Annotated in this window: 12 protein-coding genes; 2 read left to right on the top strand and 10 right to left on the bottom strand. The window is 69.5% G+C overall.

Annotation, left to right across the window (positions count from 1 at the left end; genetic code table 11):
* Positions 1-2: 2 nt before the first annotated feature.
* The 9 genes from ACZ5ZX_RS27465 to ACZ5ZX_RS27425 form a co-directional block, all read right to left on the bottom strand.
* On the bottom strand, positions 3-1331 hold the full coding sequence (locus ACZ5ZX_RS27465; RefSeq protein ID WP_465504944.1) for an extracellular solute-binding protein: 1329 nt from the start codon (positions 1329-1331) through the stop codon (positions 3-5).
* A 64-nt stretch (positions 1332-1395) separates the two neighbouring features.
* Complete coding sequence (locus tag ACZ5ZX_RS27460; RefSeq protein ID WP_465504943.1) at positions 1396-2646, bottom strand: ROK family protein; 1251 nt, start codon at positions 2644-2646, stop codon at positions 1396-1398.
* Positions 2647-3550: 904 nt separating this feature from the next.
* Positions 3551-3799, bottom strand: a complete 249-nt coding sequence (locus ACZ5ZX_RS27455; RefSeq protein WP_465504845.1) for a hypothetical protein — start codon at positions 3797-3799, stop codon at positions 3551-3553.
* A 154-nt stretch (positions 3800-3953) separates the two neighbouring features.
* Positions 3954-5312: a DUF2786 domain-containing protein gene (locus ACZ5ZX_RS27450; RefSeq protein WP_465504844.1), complete on the bottom strand. Its 1359-nt coding sequence runs from the start codon at positions 5310-5312 to the stop codon at positions 3954-3956.
* Between the two features lie 11 nt (positions 5313-5323).
* A complete protein-coding gene (gene nudC / locus ACZ5ZX_RS27445; RefSeq protein ID WP_465504843.1) occupies positions 5324-6337 on the bottom strand; it encodes an NAD(+) diphosphatase in 1014 nt (337 codons plus the stop codon).
* Positions 6334-7713 (bottom strand): M16 family metallopeptidase, encoded by a 1380-nt coding sequence (locus tag ACZ5ZX_RS27440; RefSeq protein WP_465504842.1) that lies wholly within the window; start codon positions 7711-7713, stop codon positions 6334-6336. The genes nudC and ACZ5ZX_RS27440 overlap by 4 nt, the downstream gene beginning before the upstream one ends.
* A complete protein-coding gene (locus tag ACZ5ZX_RS27435; protein WP_465504841.1) occupies positions 7710-9014 on the bottom strand; it encodes a M16 family metallopeptidase in 1305 nt (434 codons plus the stop codon). The genes ACZ5ZX_RS27440 and ACZ5ZX_RS27435 overlap by 4 nt, the downstream gene beginning before the upstream one ends.
* 21 nt (positions 9015-9035) lie before the next feature.
* Positions 9036-10643, bottom strand: a complete 1608-nt coding sequence (locus ACZ5ZX_RS27430; protein WP_465504840.1) for a DUF2207 family protein — start codon at positions 10641-10643, stop codon at positions 9036-9038.
* 1 nt (position 10644) lies between these two features.
* The gene (locus ACZ5ZX_RS27425; protein ID WP_465504942.1) at positions 10645-12414 is read right to left on the bottom strand and encodes a DUF2207 domain-containing protein; all 1770 of its coding nucleotides are present in this window, start codon (positions 12412-12414) and stop codon (positions 10645-10647) included.
* Positions 12415-12515: 101 nt separating this feature from the next.
* On the opposite strand from ACZ5ZX_RS27425, the gene ACZ5ZX_RS27420 reads away from it, so the two are divergent.
* On the top strand, positions 12516-13970 hold the full coding sequence (locus ACZ5ZX_RS27420; RefSeq protein WP_465504839.1) for a neutral zinc metallopeptidase: 1455 nt from the start codon (positions 12516-12518) through the stop codon (positions 13968-13970).
* A gap of 465 nt (positions 13971-14435) precedes the next feature.
* On the opposite strand, the gene ACZ5ZX_RS27415 is transcribed toward ACZ5ZX_RS27420, so the two are convergent.
* A complete protein-coding gene (locus ACZ5ZX_RS27415) occupies positions 14436-15395 on the bottom strand; it encodes an RDD family protein (RefSeq protein WP_465504838.1) in 960 nt (319 codons plus the stop codon).
* A 62-nt stretch (positions 15396-15457) separates the two neighbouring features.
* On the opposite strand from ACZ5ZX_RS27415, the gene ACZ5ZX_RS27410 reads away from it, so the two are divergent.
* Entirely contained in the window at positions 15458-16465 is a 1008-nt protein-coding gene (locus tag ACZ5ZX_RS27410; protein WP_465504837.1) for a stage II sporulation protein M, read from the top strand.
* The last annotated feature ends 246 nt before the right edge of the window (positions 16466-16711 follow it).

Here is a 16711-nt window from a genome sequence, read left to right as displayed (position 1 = left end):
GATCAGCCGCCGGCGCGTTTCTGGGCCAGTTCGTCATTGATCTGCGCGTCGACCTGCTTCAGGCCCGCGGCCATGTCGGGAATGTTCCCGGCCTGCCACTTCTCCGCGAAGTCGTTGACCGCCTTGAGGTGCGCGTCACCGATCGGGGTCGACGGGTTCGGCAGCAGCTTCCCGCCGTTGTACAGGTCGAGGAACGTCTTGAACTCGGGGTTGACCTCGAGCTTCGGGTCGGTCAACGCGGCCTTGGTGCTGGGGACGTTCTTCAGGCCGTTCGACAGGTCGACCAGGGTCGCGGTGTCGAGGGTGACCTGCTTGATCAGTTCCCAAGCCGCACCGGGGTTCTTGGCGCCCTTGGGGATCGCGATGATCGTGCCCGTGGTGAACGCGCCGCCGTAGCGGTCCGGCTTGCTGTCGAGCACCGGCGGGGCCGCGGTGCCGAACTTCAGTTCCGGCGCCTGGTCCTTGATGAACGCGGTGCGGTACTCGCCGTCGATCATCATCGCGAGCTTGCCGCGCTGGAAACCGTGGTCCGCCGAGTACTCCTCGCCGAGCCCGGCCTTGAACTGCTCGACCTTGGCGTGGCCGCCGTAGAAGTCGACCAGCTGCTTCTGGAAGTCGAACATCGCCTTCCACTCGGGGCTGTCGGCCAGATGCGACTGGCCGTCCGGGCCGAGGTAGCTGGCGCCGAAGTTCGGGGCCCAGTACTGCGCCATGTTGGCGTAGAACGGCATCGACGGCAGGAAGCCCGCGACCTTGATGGAGCCGTCCGGGTTGAACTCGGTCAGTTTCTTGGTGGCCTCGAACAGTTCCGAGGTCGTCTTCGGCGGCGACGTGATGCCCTTCGCCGCGAACATGTCCTTGTTGTAGTAGAAGCCGTAGACGTCGGCGAGCAGCGGCATGGCGCAGCGCTTGCCCTGGAACTCGGTGTAGCTGCGGACCGCGTCGGGGATCTGCGTCAGGTCGATCTTGTCGCGGTCGATGTAGGGCTTGAGATCCTGGAAGCTGCCGGTGGAGCACCACGCGCCGAGGTTGTCGGTGAAGAACGAGATCGCCACGTCCGGCGGGTTGCCACCGCGGATGGACTGGGTGATCTTGTCGTCGTCCTGCTGGCCTTCGTGCTTGATCTCGATGTTCGGGAACTTCGCCTTGAGCTTGTTGAGCCCGGCGGTGACCACGTTGTACTCGCGATCGGTGAACTTGCTGTAGACGGTCAGCGTGAGCTTCGCGTCCGCGGCGGGGGCGGCCGCCGCGTCGCCCGAACCACCGTTCGGGCCGCCGGCGGCGCCCGAACAGGCGGACACCAGTGCGGCGACGGTGACCGCGCCGAGCACTATCGAGCCGCGCCAGCGGCGGCCGCTTCTGGAAACCTGGGTCGTGAAACTCATGACCCTCCTCCTAGTTGGTTGGGGCGGGAGACGGTGGTTCTGTTCGTGAATCCGGGATCGCCGCGATCGGGTCCGGCTCTCCCGCCCCGGACCTGCGGGGCCCGAGGAGCGAAGGGGTGTTGACGCCGAAGACGTCCCTGCGGACGGTGGCGAGCGCGGATTGCAGGGCGCCCGCGCGGACCGCGTTGCCCTGCACCGAAGCGACCCCGACGGGGGTGCGGGGCAGGACGAGTTCGTGCAGCCTTTTCGCGACCAGCGCGGCGAACTCCTCGCCACCGGCGCGGCTGGTGTCACCCGACAGCAGCACGAGTTCGGGGTCGACGACCGCGATCAGACCGGCCGCGCCGCCCGCGACGCGGCGGGCGAGGTCGTCGAGGAAGGGTTCGTTGGCGCTTTGGCGGGCCTTGGTGACCGCGTCCGCGCCGTCCACGGCCTCGATCCCGTGCGCGGCGGCCAGTTCGACGACCGCGGGAGAGGCGACGAGGTCACCGAAACGGTCTCCGGCGCGCGGCTTTTCTCCTCGCCGGGCCACCGAAACCGGATCGGGAACGCGCATCCAGTCGATCTCGCCACCGCCGCCGGTCGCGCCGCGCAGCAGCCGCCGCCCGACCACCACCGCGCCACCGACGCCGTCGCTGAGCCAGATCATCACGAAGTCGTCCAGCCCGACGGCCTGTCCGACGGTCATTTCGACGATGGCGACGAGGTTGACGTCGTTCTCGATGGTGACCTCGACGCCGAGTTCCGCGCTGAGCCTGCGCGGCACGTCGAACCCGAGCCAGCCGGGGATGTGCGGCGCCGACGAGAGCAGACCCGTGCGCGGATCGAAGGCACCCTGCGCGCCGATGACGACCTGGCGGAGATCGGTGGCGGCGAGTCCGGCGTCGTTCGCGACCTTCGTGAGCGCGGTGCCGAAGGTGCCGACGACGTCCGCGCCCTCGTGGACCGGCAACGGGACCTGGTACTCGGCCAGCACCGCGCCCGTGACGTCCGCGACGACGAAGTCGGCTTTCTGGGGTGTGAGGTCCACGGCCGCGACGTAGGCGAGACCGCCGTTGACCTGCCAAAGCTGCGCCCTCGGCCCACGGCCACCGCCGCGCACGCCCGCCTTGCCGACGACGTCGTCCTGTTCGAGACGGGTGAGCAGCTGCGCCGTCGCGGGCTTCGAAAGGCCGATCGCGACCTCGAGCTCGGAGCGCGTCAGCGGGCCCTCGCGGAGGAGGACCTCGATGGCCGCACGATCGTTGATCTCGCGCAGCATCCGCGGACTACCGGCTCGCACTGTGGCTCGCTCCCGACTTCGTTAGGAAACTTTACAGACGGTTTCCGGGGACTGTAGTGAGCCGAACCACAGCCGTCAACGGGGTGGGGAAACGGGGAGGTAACGCTTGCGGTGTTCCGCGCAGCGGGTACACGTGGGGGCACGGTGAGCAAAGGTTGGCATTGCGCGTGAAGGCCCCCTTCCCTCGGCTGAGCCCAGGGCCCCGGGAAAGTCGCAGAGTTGCTGGTCGACGCTGTTCTCGGTGGTCCGGTTGTGGCATCACCGGCGCCTGCAGGGTTCGAGCATGGAGGATTCGGGACGTTCAACGTCCCAAATCCACCACACTCGGGGGCTGGGGACATGTCCCTGATCCTCTGCCGATCAAGCTCGACAAGGGGTGTGACCCCGCGCCCTGACGAAGAGGTCCCCGACCTGCACGATGCCGACTTTGCCGGCCCCCTGCGGCTGAGCCGCGTGAAGGCCCCCTTCCCTCGGCTCAGCCGCAATGCCAGGAACTTAAGCGACAGTGCCCGAGGTTTCCCTGATCGTCCACAAAGGACGCTTACCGTGATAAATTGTCCGTTTGAGTAGTATTTGCCCGTATTTACAAGTCCGTGAAGGCCTCCTTGAGGGACTCTGAGTCCCTCAAGGAGGCCTTCACGGACCCACCAACCCTCGTCGGCGAACCAGCGCCGCCCGAACGTCCGGTACCCGCTGGAGCCGGACCACCCGAACAGGGAAAACACGCCAAAACAGCACCACGCCACCGACCTTAAGTTCCTGGCATTGCGGCTCAACCGAAGGAAGGGGCCTTCACGTGCAAAAGAACCGGGGTGGAAAGGCGCGCCAGACGACAAAGGGCCGCTCAGGAGCGTCCTGAGCGGCCCTTCGGCTACGCGTTCGATCAGAAGTTGGGCTGCACGTACAGGTCGTACGCCCAGGGGATCACGTTGGAGGGGTAGCACATCCACCCGGTCCAGTCCCCGACCATCTGGCCGTGGTAGCCGACGGATCCGCACCGATCTTGGTTCTCGTATGTATCGAAGTACTCGTAGTCCGAGGCCTGCGCCGCTCCGGCGTTCACGACGCTGAACGAGGCGATGGCCGCGACAGCGGCTCCGGCGACGGCGAACCGCCGCAACGTGTTCTTCATGTTTTCCCCAGTGTCCTGACTAGTCGATCCAGAAAGTGGAACGCCGGGAGCTTAACGAACGATCTTCGCGCCCGTGAGCGAATCACGAACTCCGCTCACGGCACCGAAACGCCGAACGGCCGCGAAGAGGTGCCTGATCACGCAGCTGGATGGCTCAGACGTCGACGGCTTGGCGTTCGATGTCGATGTCCGCGCGGTCCGCGGCCGCCCGGCCCGCTTCCCAGCCGGCTCCGTTGCTGACCGTCGCGGAGCGCTGGACCGTATTGCTGAACATCTTTTGGAAGGTCTCCTCGACCACCAGCGACCGGGCGGCCAGCACCGGAAGCAACCGCTTGTCCTCGACGGGGTCGTGAGCGCGGGAACTCGCCTCTTCGAGCCGCTCCCCGATGCGGACGGCGTACGACACCAGGAAGGACTGCCGGAACGACCGGGTTTGAGACGTACCGTTGCGGCTGATCTGCTTGCCCTCGGCGACCATCGCGCGGGTCGCCTGTACCAGCAGCGACGTGGCCAGCATTTCGGTGATCTCCAGGTCCATCGCTTCACCGACCAAGGCGACGAATCCCAGTTTGCTGTAGAAGACCGATTTACTCCGATTCGCCCTCGCGATCGCGGCGACGAGATGCGATTTGGCTTCGACATACGGCGCGTCCAGCCAGACCCTGATCGACCCCGCTGCCTGCTTTCGGTTCGCGTCGGCGTCGAGCAAGGCACGCTCGAAGGCGTACCGGTTCATCAACTCTTGTGCCTTGGCCGAAAAGACTTCGGCTTCCTCGGGGTACTCCGTGGATTCAGCCTTGGCCAGCAGGCCACGCACCTTGGTGAGCACCTTGCGGTCGACCCCGTTGGCCGAGGCGGACACCCGCGCCGATGCCGAACCCGGCAGCGGCACGATCTGTGGCAGCTCAGGCAGCTTCATCAGCAGACCGAGCATCTTGATCGTGGCCCATAATGCCTGGCGGAGGTCGGCACCGTGCCGATCGGCCCAGTGCAGCAGATGCGGCCGATCGCGCTTCCACCAGATCTCACCGCCGAGATCCTGGACCTGCCTCACCCATCGTTCGTCCACAGTGGACGGAGCGTATTTCGCCAGATCGTCGGCGACGTGGTCCACCAGCAGGGCGGCCACCGGCGCGCTCTCCTCCCGGCGGACGAACTCCCAGACGTCGGCGGGCGTCCAACCCGACTTCCAGACCCTGCCGAGTTCCTCCGCCACCGCGATCCCGGCTCCGATGGCCACCGCACGGGGCTCGGCCACCGGATCGGGTCCGGCGAGATCCGCCACCACCCGGTCGGGGAAATCGGTGGCATCCCCCGGCGCGTGGTCGGCGTAGTGCTCGAACGCGGCCTGTGCCAGTCCTTCGGCGATCATCTCCACGGTGAGCCGCCGCGGCGGACCAGCCGGAGGCACGGTGAACTCGTCGAATCCGGCGTCATACTTGGGCGCCGTGGGGCCGCGTACCGCGCGAGCACGCTTCTTCGCCGCACGTTTCTGGCGGTTGTTCTTACCCACTGAACTCCTTGTCAGACGCCGGCCCAAGCCGCCAGCATCACGCGCGCGATCGACGAGTTCCCCGGCAGCACCAGCTGCCGCTTGCCACCGGCGATGGGCGTCGGCACGGCGCCCGCGTTCCGCAGCTGACTGTTCGCGAACGCCGCCCGAACCTCCTCGCGCGAAACCCAGAACGCCTCTTCGATCTCGCCCTCCGCGGGCACGATCGTCGAGGAGATGTCCGCCCGCGCGGTGAAACCGAGCATGATCGACCGCGGGAACGGCCACGGCTGGCTGCCGAGGTAGCGCACGTCACGCACCTCGACGCCGACCTCCTCGCGGATCTCCCGCTCGACACAGCCTTCGAGCGACTCCCCCGCCTCGACGAAACCGGCGAGGATCGAGTACCGGTTCTCCGGCCAGATCGGCTGGCGCGCCAAGAGGACGTGCTCGCCGTCGACACCGGCGTCGTCGTGCACGAGGCAGATCACCGCCGGGTCGGTGCGCGGGTATTCCTCCCGGCCGCAGCCGGAGCATTTGCTCGCCCAGCCCAGCTGGATCACCTCGACCGAGCTCCCGCAGCGCGTGCAGAACTTCGCCTGGCGGTGCCAGTTCCGCAGCGCCTGCGCGGTGGTGAACAACCCGGCCGACGTGTCGTCGAGCAGGTCGCCGTAGCCGCGCAGGTCGACCCAGATCTCACCTTCGTGGCGCGGGACCTGTTCGACGACGCCCCAGCTGCCCGCCATCTCGACGGTCTCGGTCTCCCCGGTGGGGTGGCCGGGCAGCGACCAGAAGTCGGTGCCCTGCCACTCCCCCAGGAAGATCGCGTCGGCGGGCGGCTCGGCGCCGAAGTCCTGCGTCTTGCGGGTCGCGAGCGTGCCGGAACCCTCCACCACCGGGGTGCGGGAGTGCTCGTCGAGCAGCACGACCCGGGCGTCCGGCCAGCGCGCGGCGAGCCTGTCCGGGTTGGTGCGCAAGGATTCCTGACGGTCCGCCGTGGAGCGCGAAAGCGTCGGGAGCGCCCCCAGCCCGAACGGTGTCCTCATTCAGCCGGCTCCCCGACGGTCACGTCACCCAATGCCCGCAGCTTCGGCGCGAGCACGTCGGCGTCGCCGACGACGACCCCGGTGAACCGCTTCGGCGCGAAGTACTCCAGCGCGGCGTTGGCCACGTCTTCGGCGGTGACCGCGGCGAGCCGCTCCGGGTGCCCGGCGAGCCATTCGGCGCCCAGCCCGGTCGCGGCGAGCGCGGACAGCTGCGCGGCCAGCCCGCCCTGCGACGACGCCGACGTGACAAGCGAACCGATCGCGTACTGGCGCACCGACTCGACCTCGTCCGCGGTCGGCGGCACGAGACCCAGCCTCGCCAGTTCGTAGCGCGTCTCCAGCAGGGCGGCCGCGGTCGCGTCGGTCGCGGTGTCCGCGTCGACGTTCACCACCGCGGTCTGGTCGGTGAACTCGAATCCGGAGTGGGCGCTGTAGGTGTAACCCTTGTCCTCACGGATGTTCTCGACCAGCCGCGACGAGAAATACCCGCCGTAGGCGAGGTTCGCCAGCTGCAGCGCGGCGTAACCCGGGTCCGTACGCGGGACGGTCTGCGCGGACAGCCGGATCTGCGACTGCACGGCACCGGCGCGCGGCACGAGCAGGACGTCGCCGCCGGTGAGCTCGGGCAGCGCGGGCAGCCGGACGGCGGAGCGGTCCGAAGCCCAGCCGCCGAGCGCCTTCTCCAGGTCGCCGATGATGGTCTGCGGGTCGATGTCGCCGACGAGCACCAGCACGGATCCGCGCGGCAGCACCGAAGCCTGGTGCAGCGCGCGCACCTGCTCCGGCGTCACGACCGCCACGTCTTCGGCCTTCGGCACCTCACGCGTCGCCGGGTGGTCGCCGTAGCGGTGCTTCTGCAGCGCCTCGCGGGCGATCGTCCTCGGCTGGGTGCGCGAGACGGCGATCCGCTCGATGAGCCGCTCGCGTTCCCGTTCCACTTCTGCGTCCGCGTACGACGCGCCGGTGAGCGCGTCGGCGAGGACGTCGAGCATCGTCGGCAGGCCGTCGGCCAGCGACGTACCGGTGATGGCCAGCCGCTCCGGGTCGACACCGGAGGCCAGGTCACCGCCGATCAGCGCCAGATCGGCGTCGACCTCGATGCGGTCGCGGCGAGCGGTGCCGGTCAGCAGCGTCTCGGCCAGCACCTCGGCGGTCGCCGGGTGCAGCGCGTCGTCACCGGCGAACGGGATCCACATCCGCAGCTCGACCAGCGGCACGGTGGCCTTGCGGACGGCGAGCACCCGCAGCCCGTTGCTCAGCGTGGTGTCCACATGGGACAGATCGGCGGCGGCGCGCTGCGTCCCCAGCGACGGGACCGGACGCGGCCCGGCGGCCGTGCGGCCGATCTCCTCGGCGGTGCGGTGCGGTGCGCTCACTGCTCGGTACCTTCCTGCTCTGAAGATCCACTGCCCGGACGGATGACGAGGACGGCGCGCGAATCCGGCCGCAGCGCCTTCGCCGCCGCCGAAACGGCTTCCGCGGTGACCGCCGACATCTTCTCGGCGAGCCGGTGCACCAGCGACGCGTCGCCGTACAGCAGCTCGAACGAGCCCAGCGCCAGCGTGCGGGACACCAGCTTGTCGTGCTCGGAGTGCAGGCTCGCGGCCCAGCGCGCGGTGACCTTCTTCAGTTCCTGCTCCTCCGGCGGCGTGGCCGCCAGCTTCTCCAGTTCCTCGTCCAGCGCGGCGAGGACCTGCTCGGTGCTCACCTCGTGCGGGTGGATCGCGGTGATGGTGAACGTGTCCGGGTCGCGGGCCTCGAACGGGCCGAACAGCCCGGCGCCCGCGCCGATGTCGACGACCAGCGGCTCGCGGTGCACCAGGCGCTGCTGGAGCCGGGAGCCGTCGCCGTCGGTCAGCACGCCGGCGAGCACGAGGTTCGCCAGATAGCCGTCGAGGTCGTTGATCGGATCCGGCATGCGGTAACCGAGCGCGACCGCGGGCAGCGGGGCGTGCGGGTCCACGTGCTCGCCGCGCAGTTCGCCCTCGGGGGCGGGCTCGGCGAACGACGGGCGCTGAGGCGCGGGCCGGTGCGGCACGTCGCCGAAGTGCTTCTCGATCAGCTCGCGGGCCTGCTCGACGGTGAAGTCACCGGCGACGGTCAGCACCGCGTTCGCGGGCGAGTAGTAGGTGTCGAAGAAGGCCGCGCAGTCGTCAAGGGTGGCCTGTTCGAGATCCTCGAAACCGCCGTAACCGTTGTGCGCGTTGGGGAACGTGGAGTACAGCACCGGCGGGAGCAGGATCCACGGGAACCCGCCGTACGGCCGGTTCAGCACGTTGAGGCGGATCTCCTCCTTGACCACGTCGATCTGGTTGGCCAGGTTCTCCTGCGTCAGCTTCGGCGCCCGCATCCTGTCCGCTTCGAGGAACAGGGCGCGCTCGAGAGCCGCGGCGGGAAGCACCTCGAAGTAGTCCGTGTAGTCCGGATGGGTGGAGCCGTTGAAGCTGCCACCACTCGACTGGACGTACCGGAAGTGCGCGAGCTTCTCCAGGCTCTCGCTCCCCTGGAACATCAAATGCTCGAAAAGGTGCGCGAAACCGGTGCGCCCCTCGGGCTCGGAACGGAAGCCCACGTCGTAGTGGACGCTGACACCCACCACCGGAGCGGTCTCGTCGGGCGCGAGCACCACGCGCAGACCGTTGTCGAGGGTGAATCGGACAAGCTCGGGATCGGCCATGCGCACCACCCTACGGCTTGGTCACGACTTCAGGCGACGACCCTGGCGGGTCGCGGCGAAGGTTCCCACTAGCGCGGCCGTGAAGTCGCTCACCCGCGCGATCTCCGCCTCTTCGGCGGCTTCCCTGCCGTACCAGTAGATCTTGGGCGGCCCCTTGAGCCCGGCGAAGCCGGCGATCCAGGTTTCTTGTTCGCCGAGAGCGAGCGCGTAGGGCAGCGCCCGCGACAGGAGCACCTCGCGTTCGAGCTTCGGGACGGCCGTCGCCTTGGTCGCCAGCACCGCGTCGCGGACGCCGAGCAGCCGCCGGTGCAACGCGACGCCCGCACCCGTGCGCACCGGCAGCCAACGGGCGGTGACGGCGAGTACCGCGCCCGCGGCGATGACGATCAGCCCGAGTTGCGCGTAGCCGACGGTCAGCGCCAGCAGGACGGTGAGGAACAAGCCGTAGAAGCAGACCCGCAGGCCGGCCCGGGTGAGTTTGCCGGGCCCCCGCGAGTACCAGCGACGCTCGACGACGCTGTCGCGCAGCGCTCCCCGCACCGCGCCGACCCCGATACCCGCGGCCTGGATCTCCGACAACAGGATCGACTCCCGCCCTTCCGGAAGCAGGAGGTCGAACACCGCGCGTTCGAAGGCGGTGAGTTGCTCGTCCGGCGGGTTGCGGCGGACCAACCGCCAGTCGGTGAGTTCGCCGGGCTCCTCGCTCACCCAAAGGTAGTTCCGGACCGCGAGGTCGACGACCGTCGCCGCCAGATCGACGGCGTCGGCCCGCCCCGAAAGGACGAATCCGACCTGTCCCGGCAGCACGCCCTCAGGTGACGCGAACGCGGCCTGATCGTCCTTCCCGGTGAGCAGCCGGACCGGGAGCGCGCCACCCGGACGCTTGTCCCGCCGTCGCAGCACGCCCAGCGCCACGGCACCAGCGATCAGCGCGAGCGCGAAGCCACCCCACGCCCAGCCGACCGGCGCGGTGAGCACGAACGCCCCGGCGAAGGTCTTCGACGGCTCCAGCCGCGCGTTCGCCGGGACGGTGCCGCCGGGCAGCTCGACCGAGATCTCCATCCGCTGTCCCGCGGCGAGGTTCTGCTGGCTGAACCGGGTCAGTCCGGAATGCCCGATCTGCGCGGTCCCGCAGTGCGCGCGCGAACCTTCGGGACCGGCGTAACAGGTGACCGCGTTCGGGATGACCGGCGCGGCGAAGCCGGCGCGCACCAGTTCGAGACCGGTATCCCAGCCTCCCGCGATCTGCCAGCCGACCCGCAGCAGGCCGTCGGCTTCGGCGACCGCACCGTCCACTGTGTACCGGACGATCGAGGTGCCGCCCTTGAGCCGGATGGTGAATTCGTCGTCGGTCAGCTCGGAATTGCCGGCACCCTCGATGACGACGTCGCGGATGCCGATGATCCGGTCGCGGTCGCGCGGGGCGGCGGTCCGCAACGGGACGCGGCGCGTCATCGTCGCTTCGCTCGGCACGGACACGGCCTCGACGACCGAGAGCGCGCCGTCGCGTTCCACCTTGAGCGAGATCTCCGCGCTGTTGGGCAGCGTGGGCAGCTGCGGTTCGTCTCGCGCCGACGCCGGAGCCGCGCCCAGCACCAGCAGGAGGACGGCCAGCAAGCAGATCTTCACGTCAGGCGGGCACCGGTTCCGGGCGGATGGAGCGCAGGTGACCGGATTCGGCGAGCAGACCGTCCAAAGCGGACAGGAACGACGGCAGATGCGCGGCGAACCGGCGCAGATCCCGATCGCCTTCGAGCCCGCCGAACCAGTACAGCCCGGCCGAACCGTCCGCCGACGGGTCGAGCGCCTCGAACGTCCGGAGCCAGTGTTCGGTGTCGCCGAGCACGATGGCGTACGGCAGCGACCGGGAGAACACCATCTCCCGGTCCCCCAACGGAATGTCGGCGACCTTGACCGTGTGCAGGTATTCGAGGAGTCCGCGCACCTGGCCGACGAGACGCCTGCCGCGCGAGGTCCTCGGCGGCACCCACGACGCGCCCAGCAGCACGGCGAGCCCGGCGAGCGCCACCGCGACCCCGAGCAGCGCGTGCCCGGCGGTGAACGTCAGCACCACGGTGCCCACGAGACCGAGGGCGACCAGGCCGACGCCCGCCAAGGTGAGCTTGCTCCGGCTCTTGTCCGGACGGCGCGAGAACCAGCCCTTGTGCACGACGTCGGCGTACATCGCCTCGCCTGCGACGCGGAGGTCGACGGTGCCGCGGCCGCGGAGTTCCGACAGCAGCACGGAATCGGTGCCCTCGGGGAGGAGGGCGGTGTAGATCTCGCGCTCGAAGGCGACGAGGTGCTCGTCCGGCGCGTTGCGGCGGGCGATCTGCCAGTCGACGGTTCCGGCGCCGCGGACCTCGGCGATCCACAGGTAGTTGCGGACCGCGAGGTCGACCACCGTGCCGCTGACGTCCACGACGTCGACCGTCTCGTCGACGACCGTGCCGACCTGGCCGGGCAGGACGCCGTCCGGCGAGGCGAAGGAGACACGATCACCGTCACGCATGAGGACGTCGACCGGACCGGTGCCCGCGGTCAGCGCGCCCTTGTCGCGACGGCGCGCCAGCCAGACGGCGAGCGCGCCGAGCACGAGGAACAGCGCCAGTACCCCGAAACCGATGCCGGTGAGCGTGGTCAGCGCGAACGCGCCGCCGACCGAGTCGACGCGCTCGAAGCGCGCGTTGGCAGGCACGGTGCCCGCCGGGAGCTGGACGGCGAGGTCGACCCGCTCCCCGGCCGCGAGCTTGTCCTGTTCGATGCGGACGACACCGCTGTGGTCGGTCTCGGCGAGCGAACACTGCCTGTCCGAACCGAGCGGCCCGGCGAAACAGTCCACTGTGGGCGTTTCGCGGGTCGGCGCACTGAACGAAGCGGACACCCGGGACACTTCGCCGTCCCAGCCGCTCGCGACCTGCCAGCGCACCTGCTGCGCGCCGCCGACGTCGGCGACCGCTCCGTCCACTTTGTACTTGAGGGTGGCCGCTCCGCCGTCGAAGGTGGCGACCAGCTGCTCGCCGGTCAGCTCGGTCTTGCCCGCGCCTTCGACCGAGACGTCACGGATGCCGTATACCCGGTCCTGCTCGTCGGTGGCGGGGACCTTCAACGGAATCCGGCGTACCAGGTGCTGTCCACCCGGGACGGTCACCTGCTCGGTGATCGACACCGAACCGTCGCGTTCCACCTTCACCGCCACGTTCGTGGCCGCGCCGCTCGGTGGCTGCAGCAGCCCGAGCTGGCCGCGCGCGCCGAGCGGCGGCGGCTTCGGCAATTGCGGCGCGTTCGTCAGCGAAGGGCCCGCTTCGGGCGCCTCCGGAACGTTCGAATCCGTCGGCGGGGCCATCAAGGCCGTGCTCGCCGCGACGGCCACGACCGCCGTCCCCCATTTCGTCAACACAGCCACACACTCTAGGCCAGCCGATCTATGCTGACCGCCGAAACGCCGAAACCCGCCACCTGGGGCGGAAGGCGTTGCAGACCGCATGGGGGATCCACTCGATGAACCACCAGCCGCCCGGCCCGCCTGATCCGCGGCACCGGCCGACTCCACCACGGCCTCCGCAGGGTGGCCGTCCGCTCCCGCCGCCGGGAGCGCGCCCGCTGCCGCCTCGCGGTGGTCCGCAGGGCAGGCCGCCGGTTCCGCCGCCGAACCGGCCGGGCCCAGGTGGCGGCCCGGTTCCGCCTGGTCGCCCGAGTCAGCCGGGCCCTGGCAGGCCGCCGATCTCCCAGCCGACGCCGATCCCGCCCCCGTACCGGCCGGGTCCGCCGAGCGGCGGGACACCGCTCCCCCCGCCGGGCGCGGCTCCGCTTCCGCCGCCGCGGATCGGCGCCCCGGTCCCGTTCCAGCCCGGTGCCGTCGGCCCGCCGCAGCTTCCCTACGGCCCGCGTTTCACGCAGCCGGCGTTCATGCCCTACGGCGGATACCGCGCGAAGAAGTCGAACGGCGGTGTCATCGCGGCCGTCGCGATCGTGGCCGTGATGGCGGTGATGGGCGGGCTGATCATGGTGATCGCCATCGCGAACAGCGGTCCACACCACGTCGCGGACGCCGGGTACACGACCGGCGCCTACCCGACCACGTCCACTTCGGACTACTCGACGACGACCACGTCCAGTGACACCTCCACCACGACTGGCACCAGCTCGCGTGATTCGACCGCCACGCGCGGGACCTCGACCGGCTCGACCGGCTCGACCCGCGAGACCTCGGCCAGCCGGGCACCGTCCGGCCCGCAACCGCAGCACAAGCTGGCGGACAACCCGCTGTGGCTGAACACCGACGTCGGCCTGCCGAACCAGGCGTGCAACCTCTCGCGCTGGGGTAACAACCCGAACGCGGCGTCGGCTTTCTTCGAGAGCGCGCGGCCTTGTCTGGACAGTGTGTGGCAACAGGTCATGAACTACACGAAACTGCCGTTCCGGATCCCGACCGTGAAGTACCCGTCGGGCAAGAACTGGTCGAGCCCGTGCGGTGACGCCAGCAACGGCTCGGTGGCGGCGTTCTACTGCTCGCAGAACGAGACGCTGTACATGCCGTACGAAGGCCTCCAGGTCGACCAGTACGGCAACCGGCCCGGGGTCTACCTGGCCGTCTTCGCCCACGAGTACGCACACCACATCCAGGCGCTTTCCGGTATCTCGGACGCCTATTGGGACGCACGGTACGAAGCGGGCACCGACTCGGCGGCGGGCCTGGAGATGTCGCGGCGGAACGAACTTTCGGCGCAGTGCCTTTCCGGGACGTTCCTCGGCTCGACGGTGGGCCGCGGCGGCTCGGTCGATCAGGCGATGTACCGGGACGCGTGGGGATCGCAGGACCGCGGCGACCACAACGGCGGCCCGCGCGACCACGGTTCCGACGCGCACGCCATCTCATGGTGGCAGCACGGCGCGCAGAAGAACCGGATGTACCAGTGCAACACGTGGGCGGCGAACTCGTCCGAAGTGTCCTGAGGCCGCATTTCGTCCTCTAAATGCGGCGCTCCTGGTCACCCGACACGCCGTGAAGGCCTGGCCGGGGTCAGCCAGGTGGCCCCGGAGGAAGCGGGCTCGCGCAAGGGGCCTCACCCGGCTCTTGATCGTCCATAAGGGACACTTTGTTGGACAAATGTGCCCGATTTGGGCAAGTTGCGCGGTTTTGGGCGGGGGTCGTGAGTGGCAATGAGGGTTCTAACCCTATTCGCCACTCACGACCCCACGCAGAACCGCACATAGCGACATCAATCGGGCGCTCAATCGCTCGATGATGTCCCTTGTGGACACTCAAGCTCCGCCACCGGTGCAGGCGGCCCCGCTGCAGCGCAGGAATAGTCGACTCACCTGCAAAATCGCGACTTTGCCGGGGACCCTGACCCTCAAAGTAGGGAAGGAGGCCTTCACGGCGTCCGAGGCGTGGCGTGCCCGCCGGCGTGGCGGGGGTCAGCCGGGTGGGGCGAAGGGGTTCTCCGGCTCAGGCGGCGGGACCGGCTGGGCGACCGGCGCGGGAGCGGCGGCCTGCGGCTGCGGCTGCGGATACGGCTGTGGATACGGCTGCGGTTGCGGATAGGGCTGTGGGTACGGCTGCTGCACCGGCTGGGCCTGCACCGGCGGCACGTACTGCACGGCAGACTGAAGCGGCGCGTGCTGCAGCTTCGCCTGATCCCGGCGGCGGCGCTCCGCCAGCACCGCCGACAGGTACGCCCACGACGGCACCCCCGGCGGCACCGGCGCCCCGATCGCCGCCGCGATCTGCTGCGCGAGCCCGTATCCGAGAGCCTCGACCGCCTCGGGACGCAGCTCGCTCGTCCGGCTCAGGTACTGGCGGACGGCCAGCGCGAGGTCGTCCGGCAACCGGGTCAAGTCCAGCTGCGAGGCCCAGTACGCCAGCTCCGGCGGCATCCCGACGTACGGCGTCCGGGAGGCGGGCGCGCGTTCCCGGATCACCAGGGTGCCGGCGAGGTAATCGCCGACCCGGCGTCCGTTGGGTGACAGCAGCGACGTGACCACCGCCACGACGCCGAGCAGACCCAGCGCCCAGAAGTCGACGAAGAACCCGGCGAGCCCGCGGACGAGCGCGTGCCGGAACCGGACCGGACCACCGTCCGTGCGGACCACGCGCAGGCCGAGCGCCATCTTCCCGAGCGTGCGGCCCCGGCTGAGCGTCTCGAAGATCACCGGGTAGCCGACCATGATCAGCACGAGGGTCACCAGGAACAGGGTCATTATCAGCGCTTCGTCGCCGAACACGATGACCTGGCTCAGTACCAGCATCGCGACGAACAGCGCGATCAGCTGGAGGGCGACGTCGATCATCATGGCGAGCCCTCGGCTGGCCAGTTTCGCCGCGCGCATGTCCAGGACGACGGCCTCGCCGGTGACGAGTTCGGACTCTTGTTCCACCTGGCAAGCGTAGTGACGAATAGGCTGGGCGACCAAGGACGATCGCCGGGGAGGGCTCCGAGTTGGACGTGGACGTGTTCGTCGCCGCGCATCAGGCCGAATGGGACCGGCTGCGTGACCTCGTCGGCCGTGCCGGGAAGCTCAGCGGCCAGGACGCCGACGAGCTGGTGACGCTGTACCAGCGCGTCGCGACCCACCTTTCGATCATCCGCTCGGTCGCGCCCGACCCCGCGCTCGTCGCGCAGCTGTCCGGCCTGGTCGCGAAGGCGCGCTCGGCCGTCACCGGCTCGCACAACCCGGCCTGGCGCGAGGTCGGCCTGTTCTTCACCCAGCGCTTCCCGGCCGCGCTGTACCTGAGCAGGCGCTGGTGGCTCGCGTCGGCGGCGGCGTCGATCGCGGTGATGGCGATCGCGGCGGTGTGGATCGCCGGTGACCCGCAGGTGCTCGCGTCGCTGGCCTCGCCGGAGGAGTTCAAGGACCTGACCGCGCCGGGCGGCAAGTACGAGACGTACTACTCGTCCGACCCCGCGGGCTCCTTCGCCGCACGCGTGTGGACCAACAACGCGTGGGTGGCGGCGACCTGCCTGTTCCTCGGCGTCGTGCTGGGTCTCCCGGTGATCTACGCGCTCTGGGCGAACTCGCTGAACCTCGCGATCGGCGCGGCGCTGATGTCCTCGGCCGGACGGCTCGACGTGTTCTTCGGCCTGATCCTCCCGCACGGCCTGCTGGAACTGACCGCCGTGTTCGTCGCGGCCGGGACGGGACTGAAGCTGGGCTGGACGGTCGTCGACCCCGGACGCCGTTCCCGGACGGCGGCACTCGGTGAGCAGGGGCGGTCGGTCGTGGTGATGGCGCTGGGGCTGACCGTGGTGTTGCTGATCTCCGGCGTGATCGAGGGCTTCGTGACCCCGTCGGGCCTGCCGACCTGGGCGCGGGTCGGAATCGGCGTGATCGCCGAAGTCGCCTTTTTGCTCTACGTATTCGTGGTCGGGCGAAAGGCCGCGAAAGCGGGGGAAACGGGCGATGTCGACTGGCGATACGCCGGTGATTCCCGACCAGAAGCCGGCTGAGCCGGCCGCTCACGGGTGGAAGGTCATGGACGGTCGTGCGTGTGGCGTGCCCTGGCGCGGTTCCGGGTGTGACCATGAGGAGTGAGGAGCCCGGATGTCTCATGCGCCTCGCCGGGGACGATCAGCGTCTCAAGCGTGGCGCTCGCGACCCTGTCGCGGCTGGCTCCCGCCGTCACCAACCGGCTCGGTGTCTGATTGATGCCTAGAAGTACGACCCCATCCCGAAACCATGCAAACTGCTCAAGT

It is taken from the genome of Amycolatopsis sp. NPDC033938 (assembly GCF_055575975.1).
This window is presented reverse-complemented; position numbering and strand designations above follow the sequence as displayed.

Coding starts and splice junctions, on each gene's coding strand:
- ACZ5ZX_RS27460 (WP_465504943.1), bottom strand. CDS start 2,646: ATGCTGCGCGAGATCAACGATCGTGCGGCCATCGAGGTCCTCCTCCGC.
- ACZ5ZX_RS27455 (WP_465504845.1), bottom strand. CDS start 3,799: ATGAAGAACACGTTGCGGCGGTTCGCCGTCGCCGGAGCCGCTGTCGCG.
- nudC (WP_465504843.1), bottom strand. CDS start 6,337: ATGAGGACACCGTTCGGGCTGGGGGCGCTCCCGACGCTTTCGCGCTCC.
- ACZ5ZX_RS27435 (WP_465504841.1), bottom strand. CDS start 9,014: ATGGCCGATCCCGAGCTTGTCCGATTCACCCTCGACAACGGTCTGCGC.
- ACZ5ZX_RS27420 (WP_465504839.1), top strand. CDS start 12,516: ATGAACCACCAGCCGCCCGGCCCGCCTGATCCGCGGCACCGGCCGACT.